The organism is Hassallia byssoidea VB512170 (assembly GCF_000817785.2).
Classification (GTDB): domain Bacteria; phylum Cyanobacteriota; class Cyanobacteriia; order Cyanobacteriales; family Nostocaceae; genus Hassallia; species Hassallia carrinoi.
This window is the reverse complement of sequence record NZ_JTCM02000144.1, coordinates 1-14,949: the sequence shown is the minus strand read 5'-3', so window position 1 is coordinate 14,949 and position 14,949 is coordinate 1. Positions and strand designations below refer to the sequence as shown.

The window sequence follows — 14,949 nt, the reverse complement described above, 5'->3', positions numbered from 1 at the left end:
CCCTAGGTCCGATGCTGGACAAAAATGGCACAAGCGTTCGTTTACTAGATCCTCAACACCCCACGACATTTTACAGATGTTGGCTGTCAATGAGTGTCTATTGTTTGTGAAACCCCATAGAAGGGATAAAATTTAATCCAAACCACATGTAAACTTGCGCTTATCTAATAGAGGCGATTTATCAAGTCTATATCGGCGGCTAATCGTTGCTGTGGCACCAAACTTATCTAACTTTTTTATGAACTTAACGCCAGACAGTAAAGTGTTAATTCAAGGCTTCAGTGAATTCATCTCAGCAACTCATGTAGCTCAAATGAAAGCTTATGGCACTAATTTGGTAGGTGGTGTCAATCCTGGATATGGTGGACAGCAACTGCACGATTTGCTGGTATTTGACTTAGTAGAGGAAGTGGTAGCGGAATTGGGGCAAATTGATACCACAATTATTTGCGTACACCCTTACCAAGTGCTGGACGCAGCATTGGAAGCGATCGCATCTGATATCCGCCAATTAATTATCATCTCCGCAGGCGTGCCACCTTTGGATATGGTGGAATTACTTCGCAAAGCCGAAGCTAAAGAAACTGTGGTCGTCGGACCAAATAGTCCAGGAATCATCGTCCCCGGCAAAATTCTCTTAGGTACTCAACCTAGTGAATTCTATAATCCAGGATCGGTGGGAATCGTCAGTCGTAGCAGCACCCTCACCTATGAAATCGCTTGGGAATTAACAAGAGCTGATTTGGGGCAATCAATAAGTGTGAGTATTGGTAGTGATGCGATCGTGGGTTCATCTTTTTTGCAATGGCTGCAAATTCTGGATGAAGATGAAAATACAGAAGCGATCGTTATAGTTGGTCAACCTGGTGGAGGTAGCGAAGAAGTTGCAGCGCGGTACATTGCTGAGGCTATTGATAAACCGGTTATTGGTTATATCGCCGGCACACACGCACCACCAGGAAAACATTGGCGTCAAACAGGAACTTTAGCAGCTGTTATCGGACGCGATCCTGACTTTGGCACAGCAAAAAGTAAATTAGCCGCTTTCAAAAAAGCAAATGTACCAGTAGCCGAACGTCCTTCTCAAATTCCAGAATTAGTCAAAAAGGCACTGAAATAAAGCAAATGGGACAAGAAAGAAGAATTTCTTTCTTCTTCAATCTTGACCCTTTTTTATACACAAATAAGATTAGAAAAAACTAAAATCTTACTCCCAATTGTCCATTAAATCCGCGAACAGAATTGTAACCCGCACCAACAAAAAGATTATCGGTAGCGCCTACCTGAACACCTCCAGAAACGGCAACACCTTTATCTGCTGAATATAATCCAACTCCTACATAAGGTGAAATCACTGGCAAAGAAATGAATTTTAGTACATCTACACCAGTAGAACCGTCAGGACCAAATCCCAATTCAGCCCCTAGATTCAAAGCTCTCGCTCCTACAGAATAAGTTATATCACCTTCTTGGCTACCAACAGAAACCCACGGTTGGGGAACGATTTGAGCGGATGCTCGACCTGGGGCAAGTAAAGCTAATAAACTAAACGATGTAATTAGTGTTTTGGCAATAACCGCTGTTTTCACGTTCTTCTCCTCCAATTACCTGCATTTAGATCAACTTTTTGTCAAAATTATCACTAAATGCACGTTGGTCAATAAACCTGTACTGTGACGAATTTCACATCACTTGAGTGCCCAAAAAATTAATCTCTGTCACTATGCTCAGAGGCTGGGGTTTCAACTTCCAACTTGTCCCCCTGCTTCTTCACTGAAAAGTCCGGCTCATTTTTGCTACTTTGAGCAAGTCCAGCCGCACCAGCGATCGCCGTTCCAGCAAGACCAAAACCAGCAGACGTTTTTGCATCACTAATGCCTGGTGAGAATAAAACAGCAACACCAATGATGGCTCCCACACTTGCAATAAACATGGGGGTTATAGCTCGAATTATTTCTGGGGTAAGATATTTCATGGAGATAAGTTATATAGTTGGTTTTACTCTTGAGGTAAATACCCACCAGAAAATTCCGATTCCAGAATCCGTAACCAATTTTTTTATCAACTGAGTAATAAAAACATCGCTACCGTCGTAAAGACGTTCCGCGCAGAGGCGTCTCTACAGTATGTGTGATTTGCGCTCCCATGATATTATTTTGATGTGTTAAAGCTGACAAGATAATCGTTCTTCATTTAATCGCAAAAAGTCATGTTTTTCGTAAAAACGACGTGCCGCATTATTGTGTAAATGAACACTCGTATCAATTCGGCGAATATTTAACAGGCGTAGTTCTTCTTTGAGAGAAGTAATTAGTGTGGAACCAACTTTTTGGTTTTGCATATTTTTTGTAACAAATACATCATCAAGTTTTGCTACAATTGCCCCTATAGACGTAGAGATGGCAAAGCAAACTACGCAAACGCCAACAGGTTTTGTGTCATCATAAGCCAGCCAGACAAAGCCGATTTCTGGGTGTTGCAAAAACAGTTCCAGAGCGCTTTGTAAAGCATCATTACCACCATCACCGTAAGCACTGCTACTGTCAAGATAGTATTCGTCTTCCTTCAGGAATTCACTGAGTAAACCAAAAGCATCACTCAGTAATTCCTTTGTCATTTTGTGGCAAGAAATCATACTTATTTTAAAACTGCCGCGCCCATTCATCGCGCCAGCGTTCAACTACTACTTTCGTTTGAGTAAAAAATTCTACTGCGTGATTGCTTTGCCCGTGTAAGTCACCAAAAAAGCTTTCTTTCCAACCGCTAAAGGGAAAAAATGCCATAGGTGCGGCAACACCAATGTTGATGCCGATATTACCAGCTTCTGCCTCATAGCGGAATTTACGAGCTGCTGCGCCACTGGTAGTAAATAAACAAGCCATGTTGCCGTATTGACCGCTATTAACTAAAGCGATCGCTTCATCAATACTATTCAAGTGAATTAAACTCAGTACCGGACCAAAAATTTCTGTGCGGGCAATTTCACCAACTGGATCTACATTTTGCAGAATCGTTGGGCGAATAAAATTACCATTTTTATAGCCCGTAATCTGAGGACTGCGACCATCTACTAATAACTTTGCCCCTTGATTTGCTCCTTTTTCAATTAAACTTTCAATCCGCGTTTTGCTGCGGACATCAATTACTGGTCCCATTTCTACACCTTGGTCTAAACCATTACCGACAATCCGGTTTTTTGCAGTTTCGGCGATCGCGGAAGTAAATGTATGACGCGCTTCTCCCACTGTCACCGCAATTGAAGCAGCTAAACAACGTTGTCCGGCACAACCAAAAGCACTATCAGCCGCAATCCGGGTAGTCATTGCCATATCTGCATCCGGCAAGACTATAATCGGATTTTTCGCGCCCCCTTGACATTGGAGGCGTTTTCCATTGGCTGCCCCACGACTATAAATATATTTAGCGACTGGTGTAGAACCAACAAAACTAATTGCGCGAATTTTCGGATGATCTAAAATTGCATCTACAGCTTCTTTCGCACCGTTGATTAAATTAATTACACCCTTGGGCAAACCTGTTTGTTCAAGAAGCTGAAAGATTTTTTGCATAGTTAGCGGCACTTTTTCCGAAGGCTTGACAATGTAGGTATTCCCGCAGGCGATCGCATACGGCAAAAACCAAAATGGAATCATCCCCGGAAAATTGAAAGGACAAATCACCGCAGCAACTCCCAACGGTTGCCGAATCATCATTTCATCAATACCCTTTGCCACATCTTCTAAATTAGTTCCCTGCATCATCATCGGAATACCGCAAGCAACCTCTACATTTTCTATCGCACGTCGCATTTCACCTTTAGACTCAGCCAACGTTTTACCGCATTCTAAAGTAATCGTCCGTGCCAAATCCTCAAAATGTTCTTCTAACAGATTCTTCAATTTAAATAAATATTGTACCCGTTCCGACGGTGGAGTGCGTCGCCATGTAACAAAAGCGGACGCTGCCGCATCAGCAGCTTGATTGACTTCAGATGCTGGCGATAAAGGGACTTTAGCCAATATCTCTATCGTTGCTGGATTGATAACTTCTAAGTATTCTGTAGCAGTAGATGCATACCATTGACCATTAATGTAATTGTGTAAAGTGGGAATAGTATTCATGGAAAGAAAAATGTAGATGCAATATAACTATTTTGCCTTTAACTTCACAGAATCAGCGTAAAAACTCTCCCAAACTCTCCTAAACTCTGTGTTCTCTGCGTTCTCTGCGGTTCGTTCTCCCATAATTCTGCCTAAATCCTGAGTTTAATCAAAGAGCGAATATTTCTCTTAAGTTATTCTATAAACATTACTTTTATTTAAATAATGAAAATTTCAACACCTGTATTACCGCCATTTCTGATATTAGATCAATTGTTACAAAGCTGGTTAATCGAAGATATTGGGAGAGGCGATCGCACAACCCAAAGTCTTTTATCCCAGAATACAATAGAAGGACAAGCCAAATGGGTGGCGAAAGCATCAGGAGTGATAGCCGGCTTACCAATAGCTGCGAGAGTCTTTCAACTTTTAAACCAAAAAGTCAGCTTTGTGGCTGTTGCGGCTGAAGGGCAACAGTGCGAACCTGGGGAAGTAATCGCAGAAATGCAAGGTTCACTAGATGCATTATTAATCGGGGAAAGGGTTGCTCTCAACTTAGCTATGCGTCTGAGTGGTATCGCTACTCTAACTCGTAAATATACAGCAGAAATAGCTGATTTACCCGCTCAGTTAGTTGATACGCGCAAAACTACACCAGGGTTAAGGATTTTAGAAAAGTATGCAACTGCTGTAGGAGGAGCGATAAATCACCGCATGGGTTTGGATGATGCAGTGATGATTAAAGATAATCATATCGCGGCTGCGGGAGGAATTGGCGAAGCAATTAACCGCATCCGTTCTCAAATTCCATATCCTCTAACAATAGAAGTTGAGACGGAAAATTTAGACCAGGTGAAAGAAGCTTTACAGCATAAAGCTGATATTATTATGTTGGATAATATGCCTCTTGATTTGATGCGTGAAGCGGTGGAGATAATTCGCGACTTAGATAACCGCGTCAAAATTGAAGCTTCAGGTAATGTGACTTTAGAAACTCTTCGCCTCATAGCTCAGACCGGTGTAGATTATATTTCCAGTAGTGCGCCGATTACGCAGTCAAAGTGGTTAGATTTGAGTATGAAAATTCAATAATTAAAGTTAGTATCGGACGGGCGATCGCTTTCGGGGAATTGCATTAAAGATTGATATAATATCATGTCTGACGTTGGCATATATATTGTAGAGACGTGACAATGGAACGTCTCTACGACGGTTCCTAATAAATTATTGCGGGTCATTGCAGACATAATCAGCGCGAACCCAACCTATATCTCCATCATGGGAGATTCTCCACCACCAAAAACCATCTTGACTGTATTTACCACCCATTTTGGTTAGCCCACAATCCTTTTTATTGACACACCGCACTGCCACTGCCAATTTTTCCAATTATGTAATACGGTCATATTTCTGTAGTATACTAACTCCAGTTCACGCCCTAGCCAGACGCCCTACGCCCAATCGCACTAGTTTTTTCTGGTACGCTTGTGCCAAGATTCGCTTTATCAGCAAGTGCTAGAAAAACCATTATTAAGGGAAAACTTAAAACAAGACCCTATGCTGAAGAATTTGATTGTTATTTATCCGACAGGTTATCACGGTTTTATTATCAGTCAGCAGCCCAATGCATTATGAAAATACTACCCTACGATACCTGGATAATTTCGACCTCTGATTCACTGCCGATAGTTTTGCAACGGCTGAATGCAAAAGTTGAACCACCGAAAGTATTTAGATTCTCTACAAGACACGCCCCTTATCAAGGAACCATTTCTGAAGAAGGTTTCCGAATCAATCGCATAATTCACTATCGCAACTCATTTTTACCAGTGATTCGAGGACGCTTTGAAGTACAATCTCACCAAACTTTGATTCATGTACAAATGAGCATACATCCTTTTGTAATGGCATCTTTAGGATTCTGGTATTTAGTCTGGTTTAGTACACTCGTTTCTATAACCTTAACGGGTAGCATACCTCTTCATGAGACTACATTACATGTGGGTTTACCTATGCTACTATTAATTATTTTTTTGGTGGCTTTTTGGTCAGAAGCAAATCGCAGTCGTAGTGAGTTGTCCCAAATTATTCAGGGAGAAGTATAACAGTACTAAAAAGATAAGCTACCTAATAATTTGCACCTTAAAAGCCGAAATTAAAGTACTAAATCAATAAAAAAGTCAATCAATTGAAAGCTTATTCATGAATGTCTTAGATGAAAAGGTCAAAGAAAAGTTGATCGCAATTAAACACCCACAATTAGGGAAATAAGAGTTTTTTAACTACAACCAATTAATACTTTTATCGTAATTTTACTGATGTTGCAAAAGAGAAATATGAATGAGAGCGATCGCGCTTCTACTGACAAGTCAGTTCGTAATTCTCTTACACATCTTCAAAACTAAAAAAATAATCGGCGCGAATCATCAAAAATTGGTCTAACTCGCTGCAAAGTTTGTATATTGTCGTACTTTAGGATGGCGAAAACCAAGTACAATATCATCTTTAGGAACGCCTGCTGCTAATAAATCGTTAGCAATACCTTCCTCTGTGTCATCAAATTGAATCCAAATTTTGTCATCAATTAAATCTAGATGAATCGGTGTTGCGTGTAGATATTTATCATCGTTCCAACCAATGTCTAAAACTAAATAGCGTCCTCGCTCATCATCAAATAAAACTTGCGAATCATAGCTATCAGGTATACACGCACGATATTGAGCATGTTCCTTTAGAAGATTTTTTATTATTTCTTGATATCTTAATCGGGTATCCATTTGACTATCACCTCTATTACATCATCAAATACAACTAATTTCATAATTTTATTATTTAACAAAATCTGTCCTAACTCTATGCTAAACACACTCTTAAAAATTGGTCGAGAAACAGCTAGGTATAAATCTCTCTCTTCACCTATCTCATTAAGAATTTGACGATATAAAACATACTGTCCTAACGCTTGTTCTAAATCTTTGACATCCGACTCACCCACAAAGCTTTTGACTTCAACAACAATTTTTTCTGTTTCTTTCTCAGCACCAATTATACGTTCTGCACCCAAGTCAGCAGATAAACGTTTGTTACCTATTTGCAGAGGAAATGGATCGTGGGTAATTGTCCAGCCTGCTTTTTCCCCGGCACGTTTAACAGTATCGTGGTAGATATCACGTCTGGGCATATAATATAATAAAAATTTTGGGTAGAACGCAAGTCCTATACATTGTCAAGGCTCAAGATTTATATTAAGGAGTTGCGATCGCACTCCCACATCCCAGCAATCAAATAATGTAATATTATACTACATAGGTATCTGGAAGTAGGGGTAAGGCTTACAATGCATCTGTAAGCCGAAACTTAAAACAAAAGCCAGATATTTGGCAGAACCGTAAATTAAACATGAACGCTACACAAGAACAACTTAAAGTAAAATTTCAACAAGCGATGGGAGCGGCTTTTGGCGCGGAATACGCCGAAACAGACCCAATTTTGGTATCTACAAATAATCCTAAGTTTGGTGATTATCAAGCGAATGTATCCTTATCCTTAGGCAAAAAGTTAGGACAACAACCAAGAGCGATCGCACTCGCTATCCTTGAGAAATTGGATGTAAGTGATATCTGCGAACCTCCAGAAATTGCCGGTCCTGGCTTTATTAACCTAAAACTGAAAACAACCTACTTAGAAGCGCAACTAAACGCGATTCAGAGCGATCCCCGGTTGGGGATAGCACCCACCAAAAACCCAAAGCGGGTAATTGTCGATTATCCCAGTCCGAACATAGCCAAAGAAATGCATGTAGGACATTTGCGTCCAGCAGTAATTGGAGATTGCATTTCCCGAATTTTAGAATTTGTCGGTGATGACGTACTGCGGATTAGTCATGTAGGAGACTGGGGAACTCCCTTTGGGATGCTTATCGCTTATTTGCAAACCGAATATCCAGAAGCACTGACAACCGATGAGACACTAGATTTAGGAGATTTGTCTTCATTTTACCGTCAGGCGAAAAAACGGTTTGATACCGATGAGGAGTTTAAGGAAGTTGCTCGACAAGCGGTGGTACAGTTACAAGCTGGTGATGAAAGAACTCTACTAGCATGGAAAATTGTCTGTCAACTATCTAGTAGAGCATACCAAGTAATTTACAATTTAATGGGGATTGCTCCCTTTATTGAGCGGGGTGAATCCTTCTACAATGCGTTGTTGCCTGAAGTAGTAGAAGAATTGGACAAACTGAGGCTGTTAGTAGAAAATCAGGGAGCCAAATGCGTTTTTCTCGAAGGTTTTACAAATAGGGATGGTGAACCTCTACCTTTAATTGTGCAAAAGTCGGATGGGGGTTATAATTACGCAGCTACGGATTTAGCCGCAATTCGTTATCGGGTTAAGGTAGATAAAGCTCAACGAGTGATTTATCCAGTTGGTGCAGAACAGACTAATCATTTTGCCCAGATTTTTCAAGTGGGACGGCGAGCTGGTTGGATTACAGATAATATAGAGTTTGTTCACGCACCCTTTGGTTTGGTGTTGGGTGAAGATGGTCAGAAGTTGAAAACTCGGTCTGGTGATGCGGTACGGTTGCAGGATTTGTTAGATGGTGCGATCGCCAAAGTCCGTGCTGACCTAGAAAAAAGATTACAAGAAGATAAGCGTGAAGAAACTGAAGACTTTATTAACAAAGTTGCTGAAGTAGTTGGTGTCAGTGCGGTTAAATATGCTGACCTCAGTCAAAACCGCACCAGCAGCTACATCTTTAGTTATGATAAAATGCTGGCTCTCCAAGGTAATACAGCACCTTATATGTTGTATGCTTATGCGCGGATTCAGGGAATTAGCCGCAAGGGTGACATTAACTTTGAGCAGTTAGGAAATGCGAAAGTTTTATTGCAGCATGAAACAGAGATAACGTTGGCGAAGCATATATTACAGTTGGATGAAGTTATAAGTGCGATCGAGCAAGATTTACTTCCCAATCGTCTGTGTGAGTATTTGTTTCAACTAAGCCAGAAGTTCAATGTATTTTACGATCGCGATCGTGGAGTTAGAGTGTTGGATGCAGAAGAACCGTTGCGGACATCTAGGTTAGTGCTATGCGATTTAACTGCTAAAACCCTGAAACTGGGACTTTCCTTGTTGGGAATTGAGGTATTGGAAAGGATGTAGATGTTCCAATGGCTTTAAAATTTACTCACGTTAACCCAAGCTAAAGTTGTAAATAGTCACTCTACCAAGTGGTAAGAATGAGATGAAACAATCATTCTTGCCTCTTACCTCTAGTTAGTCTGATTTTTCGGAGTTAAACGCCCTTAGAAACCTAATTTACATAGTTTCGTCTCAGTAAGAATTTTGTGAGGAATACTTGTGCTACGACTACTTTGGCTGAAATCCTTAGTTGCAATATAATCAGGCACAGAAAGCCTCTTCACATTTGCGGTCAATAGTCAACAACCAAACGTTAAAACCCAATATTTAAGAATTATTAAATTTTAAGAAAGTTTAATTTTTAGTAAAAAATTGTAAGTTGTGTTAAAAAGTTGTTCGTTCGGACTTTAAGGCTGTGGTTGATCAAACTGTGCATTTGCAATCAAAAAACGGAAGTTATTCATTCTATACACTCGAAGATAGTAAAAACAATATAGAAGACCAGCGGGATCGATGTATGAAAGTAGAAGTCCAGCAAGAAGATTTACAGCTTTTGGCAACAATTTTGCAGGAACACTTACGTGCAGAAGTCTTATCTGGTGAACTTTTCCGCGTTAAGTGTGCTGTCAAAAATGACCAGCTAATGATTCTAACTGAACATCCTCTAAGTGTGACAACCCCTACCCAGCAAGTTTTCGCAGTACTAGAGGAAGCACTTGAATCGCTTCCAGGTTGCAGAAACCAACAAGTAGAAATTTTTATCAGAATCGTCGGCGAGAAACTTCCTTACAGAAAGCATTCTTTGATAGTGAGAGTGGGGGGACAAGGGGAAGAAGGGGGACTAGGGGGACATGGGGGACTAGGGGGACATGGGGGACATGGGGGAGAAGGGGGAGAAGGGGGAGAAATTTCTCCGTTATCTTCTTTAATTTATTCTCCATCAACTGTGGAGGAGGAAGCGTTTGACCCGATGGCGGATGCTGAGGATTTGTCTTTTGTGACAACTTTAAAGCGATCGCCTTCAATCAAACCGATTATAGTGGGTGCTGCTTTGTCAGGAATTGCATTGTTAGGCACCGGTGCTTACTTGTTGACTCGTCCTTGTGTAATGTCTGAATGTTTTGAGATACAAACAGCGGCTTCTTTACAAAAATCATCCCAGCAATTAACGCGCAATGCTAGGTCTGTTGAAGAATTAGCAAAACTGCACGCGCAATTTGAAACAGCCAGCACCAACTTAAAAAACATTCCTGCTTGGTCGCCACGACACCAAGAAGCAGAGCAACTTTCTACAAGTTTATCAGGGCAGTCAGAAAAAATTAAGTTGGTTCTCAAAGCTTTGCAATCAGCATCAATAGCCGAGTTAAAAACTCAAACTCCGGTAAATAATATACGAGAACTACATAATAAACAACAACTTTGGCGACAGGCGATCGCACCATTGGAAGGTATCAATCCTGAAAACGAACTTTATGGACTGGTGCAGCGCAAATTATCCTTGTATCGCCTGAGATTGCAAACTGTAAATCAGCAGTTACTTAATGAAGAAAAATGGTCTAAAAAATTGGCAGCAGCAAAATCTGTAGCCAAAGTAGCTGCACAGTGGGAAACTAAAGTTAAATCTCTTAAAGACTTGCAAAAAGTGCAGTCTACTTGGCAGGTAGTAGTTAATGCCTTGGTTATTATTCCCAAGACTAGCCCAGAATACGAAGAAGCGCAAAATCTCCTAGCTGATTATAGAGCGAAACTAGCAACCGCACGCGATCGCGCCACTATTGAACAATTAGCTGCCAAATCTTATCAACAAGCTATTAACACAGCCAACCAAGCCAAAGCATATCAGCAACAAAACCAATGGCAAGCAGCGCGGGCAAACTGGTCTCTAGCTTTGAACACCGTCAAACAGATTCGGGCTGACAGCTTTTATTACTCACAAGCGCAACTTTTGATTGAACCTTATACAAATGCTTTCAAACAAGCAGAACAACAAGCCCAAATTGCGCTTAATTTGGAACAAACCCGCACAGACTTGGCGAAAACTTGTTCGAGTAGAATTCGGATTTGCACCTTCGCCATAAACAACAAAGGAATTACCGTCAAAATCACCGCTGAGTATGAACAAGCACTGCAAAATAGTTTAGCTAACGCCAATCCTCAAGACCCAAGTTCTTTTGCTGGTATCACCAATCATTTGCAAGTATTGCAAGAAGCATTAAGTGCCATTAGTGAAAACGCTAACCTACCTTTAATCGTCTATGATGCCCAAGGTCAAGTAGTGCATACGCGATCGCTCGAAGGTTAGGGGAGGGGGAGAGGGGGGAGACAAGGGAGACAAGGGAGAGGGGGAGGACAAGGGAGAAATATTCTCTAAGGAGTCCCCCTTGTCCCCCTTGTCCCCCTTGTCCCCCTTGTCCCCCCTCCTCCCCTCCCCCACTTTGCCTCACCTCACCAGCTGCGCGGTGGAGTTAAAAAACTGGCGACACAAACCGCGAGTAATTAAGAGAGTTGTCAGCAAGTTGGTGAAGGCGATCGCGAATATAATCAAAATTTCGTATGATACAGCATCAAGGGGAGTTACTCCACCTAGCAACTGTCCGGTGGTGATTGGTGGTAGTGCGACCATACCAATAAGCGTCATCTGATTTAAAGTGGGAATTAATCCGGCTTTGATGGCGTCTTTGCGGTATTGAGTAATTGCCTGCATAGGTGTTGCCCCTAAGCTTAAGTGGGTTTCAATTTCTAGCTGGCTGGAGTTAATTGTACTAACAAGACGTTCCCCGGCGATCGCCGCTGCATTCATGGCATTACCTAAGATTATCCCCCCTAAAGGAACCAAATACTGCGGTTCATACCATCTTTCTGGTTGAATAATTAAGAAGTTGGTGTAAAACAGTGCGATAAAAGTGCTGATGAAAATTGCTCCCCAGACTAACGGCAAAACCTGGGGTATTTTCTGACTGATGCGATTTCGTGCGACAATCGCTGCTATCGTCAGCATTATTGCCAAAATCCCCAAAACTGCCCAAGGGTTATTAAAAGCAAAGATGAAGTCTAAAACGTATCCCAACACAAGTAGTTGTAGGATGGTTCTCCCAGTAGCGAGGGCTAAGTTTAATTCTAGTCCTAGTCTCGAAAGCGCAGATAAACCAATGGCGATCGCCATTAATCCTACAGCCATAACCAAATCAACCAAATCCAACTTGATCAAATCCTGCATGGATTTTCTACCTTTTGAAATTTTTTTCGCTCATTCGCCTACACACTTGGAACTTTAATTCAAGGTGTTGGATCTTGGTTGATATATATCACCCTTTATGCCAACGATTGGTAGCTTTACCAATTATAAACCTAAGTAAAAACCCTTACTTAGGCGGTTTCTGTTCGACAGTCTTTAAATAGCTTTTCGATCAACAATTCAAAAGCGCAAAAATTGACCGTCAAAGTGTTTCGTGCAGCGATTGGGAATTAGGGATTGGAGCAGAATTATGTCATCATTCATTTTTTATAGTCCAAGCGTCCCTAATCCCCAGTCACCAATATTCAAATAAAATGAAAACTCATGATCCAAAGCATAAATTCTATCCCTGCCTTTGATAATAAGCAGCAATACAGCACCATTGAAGCAGAAGTGAGTGCGGCTGTTTTAGAACTTTTGGCTTCTGGACGTTATATCGGCGGTTCTGTAGTTGCCAGCTTTGAGCAACAGTTTGCCGCTTATCATGGTGTGAGTCAATGTGTAACTTGTAACTCTGGGACTGATGCGCTATACTTAGCCTTACGAGCCTTGGGAATTGGTTCTGGCGATGAAGTGATTACTACACCTTTTACTTTTATTGCGACATCAGAAGTTGTCAGCGCTGTGGGTGCAAAGCCAGTTTTCGTTGATATTGACGCTACTACCTATAATTTGGATTTGCAGCAAATAGCAGCGGCAATTACACCCAAAACGAAAGCAATTATCCCAGTTCATTTGTTTGGACAACCTGTGGATATGACTGCTTTGATGGATTTAGCCAAAGTTCACAATCTAATAGTAATTGAAGATTGCGCCCAGTCTACAGGCGCAAGTTGGGCAGGGCAAAGAGTAGGAAGCATTGGACACATCGGTTGCTTTAGTTTCTACCCAACTAAAAATCTTGGTGGTTGCGGTGATGGGGGAGCGATAACAACTAATGACCCAGAAATTGCTGCCAAGCTGCGAGTATTAAAAGAGCATGGTAGTAAAAATCGCTATATTCACGAGGAAATAGGCGTAAATAGTCGCTTGGATGCTTTACAAGCGGCTATTCTTCAAATTAAACTGCGTTATCTTGATAGTTGGAATAATCAGCGACGAGCGATCGCCCAACGTTACCATCAGTTACTCAGCCAAATTCCTGGTATCATCCCCCCTCAAGAATTAACTGGTGGTTCAGGCGTTTGGAATCAATACACAATTCTTGTACTATCTGAAGGGCGAAATGGTTCCAGCGCTAAACATCGCGACTGGGTTCGCGATCGGTTGCAAGAACAAGGTGTAAGTACGATGATTTATTATCCCCACCCTTTACATTTACAGCCAGTTTATCAAAGTCTGGGCTACAGGGCAGGACAATTGCCTGTTGCAGAACAAACCTGCAATGAGGTTTTATCTTTGCCCATGTTCCCAGAACTTTCACAACAACAGCAAGACCAAGTAATTTATGCGTTGAAGGATTGTTTAGCGTAAAAAATAGGGGAGTGGGGAGTGGTGAGTGGTGAGTGGGGGATATTGAAAAGTTGAATTCTTCCTACTCCCTACTCCCTACTCCCTACTCCCTACTCCCTACTCCCTACTTTGATCGCAGTCGCTAAAGCTTCCACCAAACCACGCACAGCAGCAATCATTGCGACTTCGCTGTTAAGTTGATTAATGGCGGAACCGACGCCAACACCAGCTGCACCGCTAGCGATCGCTAATGGTGCTGTGACGTTAGAAATGCCGGAAGCACACAATACTGGCACTGATACTACACGAGAAATTTCATAAGCTGCTGCCAAAGTGGGAGCAGCTTTTTCAATTAATCCTAGAGTTCCGGGGTGTGTGGGTTGGCTGCTAGTACCACCTTCGGTTTGGATAATGTCAGCACCTGCTTTCACCAATTCCTCGGCTAGCTGTACCTGTTTATCCAGTGTCAGGATGTGGGGAACGGTGACAGATAAGGTGATTTCTGGCAGTAAGGCGCGAGTTTCGCTCGTCAGCGCTAAAACTTCCTCAGCCTCAAAGCGGCGTCCTTTAGCATAGAAAGAATCAAAATTGCCGATTTCAATTAAATCAGCACCAGCAGCAACAGCTTGAACAAATTTTTCTGGTTCAACTGCCGAGACACAAATTGGTAACTTTGTCAAACTTTTAGCTAATTGAACCAAAGCTGGATCTGCGGCAATATCAACAAAAGTAGCACCACCAAGATCGGCTGCTTTAACAATAGCGGCTGTGCGATCGGCATCAAAGTTATTTAAGCCGCTGATAACTTTGAGAGCGTCGCGGTTAGCAAATGCACGTTGGATCGGATGCATTATCATAGTTCGTTTTTTGAAGCTTTGAAAATAGAACTATTTTACCGCCTCTGTGTTTACAAGGGTTGAGGGGCGAATCCTTCCCTAGACAAATGTGGACAGCCTTCAATCAAAAATGTCGTGGGGGATCGAGGATCTACAAAACAAGGCTGTCCACATTTGTCGT

General features: G+C 41.7%; 15 protein-coding genes. 6 read left to right on the top strand and 9 right to left on the bottom strand.

What is annotated here, in order from left to right:
• Nucleotides 1-238 precede the first annotated feature (238 nt).
• The gene (locus PI95_RS31950; RefSeq protein WP_039738566.1) at nucleotides 239-1,120 is read left to right on the top strand and encodes a succinate--CoA ligase subunit alpha; all 882 of its coding nucleotides are present in this window, start codon (nucleotides 239-241) and stop codon (nucleotides 1,118-1,120) included.
• A gap of 79 nt (nucleotides 1,121-1,199) precedes the next feature.
• Here the strand turns inward: PI95_RS31950 and PI95_RS31945 are convergent, their stop codons facing one another.
• The 4 genes from PI95_RS31945 to PI95_RS31930 form a co-directional block, all read right to left on the bottom strand.
• Complete coding sequence (locus PI95_RS31945) at nucleotides 1,200-1,589, bottom strand: hypothetical protein (RefSeq protein ID WP_039738568.1); 390 nt, start codon at nucleotides 1,587-1,589, stop codon at nucleotides 1,200-1,202.
• A 119-nt stretch (nucleotides 1,590-1,708) separates the two neighbouring features.
• Nucleotides 1,709-1,933, bottom strand: coding sequence for a hypothetical protein (locus PI95_RS31940; RefSeq protein ID WP_236117283.1), 225 nt, complete (start codon nucleotides 1,931-1,933; stop codon nucleotides 1,709-1,711).
• Nucleotides 1,934-2,164: 231 nt separating this feature from the next.
• Nucleotides 2,165-2,617: a GNAT family N-acetyltransferase gene (locus tag PI95_RS31935; protein WP_039738573.1), complete on the bottom strand. Its 453-nt coding sequence runs from the start codon at nucleotides 2,615-2,617 to the stop codon at nucleotides 2,165-2,167.
• 25 nt (nucleotides 2,618-2,642) lie between these two features.
• A complete protein-coding gene (locus PI95_RS31930) occupies nucleotides 2,643-4,121 on the bottom strand; it encodes a CoA-acylating methylmalonate-semialdehyde dehydrogenase (RefSeq protein ID WP_039738576.1) in 1,479 nt (492 codons plus the stop codon).
• A gap of 204 nt (nucleotides 4,122-4,325) precedes the next feature.
• On the opposite strand from PI95_RS31930, the gene nadC reads away from it, so the two are divergent.
• Together nadC and PI95_RS31920 are read left to right on the top strand one after the other, a co-directional pair.
• Nucleotides 4,326-5,192, top strand: a complete 867-nt coding sequence (nadC, locus tag PI95_RS31925; RefSeq protein ID WP_039738578.1) for a carboxylating nicotinate-nucleotide diphosphorylase — start codon at nucleotides 4,326-4,328, stop codon at nucleotides 5,190-5,192.
• 539 nt (nucleotides 5,193-5,731) lie between these two features.
• A complete protein-coding gene (locus PI95_RS31920) occupies nucleotides 5,732-6,205 on the top strand; it encodes a hypothetical protein (protein WP_163519379.1) in 474 nt (157 codons plus the stop codon).
• A 333-nt stretch (nucleotides 6,206-6,538) separates the two neighbouring features.
• Here the strand turns inward: PI95_RS31920 and PI95_RS31915 are convergent, their stop codons facing one another.
• Together PI95_RS31915 and PI95_RS31910 are read right to left on the bottom strand one after the other, a co-directional pair.
• On the bottom strand, nucleotides 6,539-6,877 hold the full coding sequence (locus PI95_RS31915; protein WP_039738581.1) for a XisI protein: 339 nt from the start codon (nucleotides 6,875-6,877) through the stop codon (nucleotides 6,539-6,541).
• On the bottom strand, nucleotides 6,862-7,281 hold the full coding sequence (locus tag PI95_RS31910; RefSeq protein WP_039738583.1) for an element excision factor XisH family protein: 420 nt from the start codon (nucleotides 7,279-7,281) through the stop codon (nucleotides 6,862-6,864). Before PI95_RS31910 ends, PI95_RS31915 begins: the two co-directional genes overlap by 16 nt.
• A gap of 218 nt (nucleotides 7,282-7,499) precedes the next feature.
• Between PI95_RS31910 and argS the strand changes: the two genes are divergently transcribed.
• Together argS and PI95_RS31900 are read left to right on the top strand one after the other, a co-directional pair.
• Nucleotides 7,500-9,266: an arginine--tRNA ligase gene (gene argS / locus PI95_RS31905; RefSeq protein WP_039738585.1), complete on the top strand. Its 1,767-nt coding sequence runs from the start codon at nucleotides 7,500-7,502 to the stop codon at nucleotides 9,264-9,266.
• Nucleotides 9,267-9,762: 496 nt separating this feature from the next.
• Nucleotides 9,763-11,547: a hypothetical protein gene (locus PI95_RS31900; RefSeq protein ID WP_201280690.1), complete on the top strand. Its 1,785-nt coding sequence runs from the start codon at nucleotides 9,763-9,765 to the stop codon at nucleotides 11,545-11,547.
• On the opposite strand, the gene PI95_RS31895 is transcribed toward PI95_RS31900, so the two are convergent.
• Together PI95_RS31895 and PI95_RS31890 are read right to left on the bottom strand one after the other, a co-directional pair.
• A complete protein-coding gene (locus tag PI95_RS31895) occupies nucleotides 11,491-11,679 on the bottom strand; it encodes a hypothetical protein (protein WP_163519378.1) in 189 nt (62 codons plus the stop codon). The two genes, PI95_RS31900 and PI95_RS31895, sit on opposite strands and share 57 nt — an antisense overlap.
• Nucleotides 11,680-11,685: 6 nt before the next feature.
• Entirely contained in the window at nucleotides 11,686-12,462 is a 777-nt protein-coding gene (locus tag PI95_RS31890) for an ABC transporter permease (protein ID WP_039738587.1), read from the bottom strand.
• 342 nt (nucleotides 12,463-12,804) lie between these two features.
• Here PI95_RS31890 and PI95_RS31885 point away from each other — a divergent pair, with 342 nt between their 5' ends.
• On the top strand, nucleotides 12,805-13,953 hold the full coding sequence (locus PI95_RS31885; RefSeq protein ID WP_039738588.1) for a DegT/DnrJ/EryC1/StrS family aminotransferase: 1,149 nt from the start codon (nucleotides 12,805-12,807) through the stop codon (nucleotides 13,951-13,953).
• 89 nt (nucleotides 13,954-14,042) lie between these two features.
• Here PI95_RS31885 and PI95_RS31880 read toward each other — a convergent pair whose 3' ends face one another.
• Nucleotides 14,043-14,789, bottom strand: a complete 747-nt coding sequence (locus PI95_RS31880) for a DUF561 domain-containing protein (RefSeq protein ID WP_039738590.1) — start codon at nucleotides 14,787-14,789, stop codon at nucleotides 14,043-14,045.
• Nucleotides 14,790-14,949 lie beyond the last annotated feature (160 nt).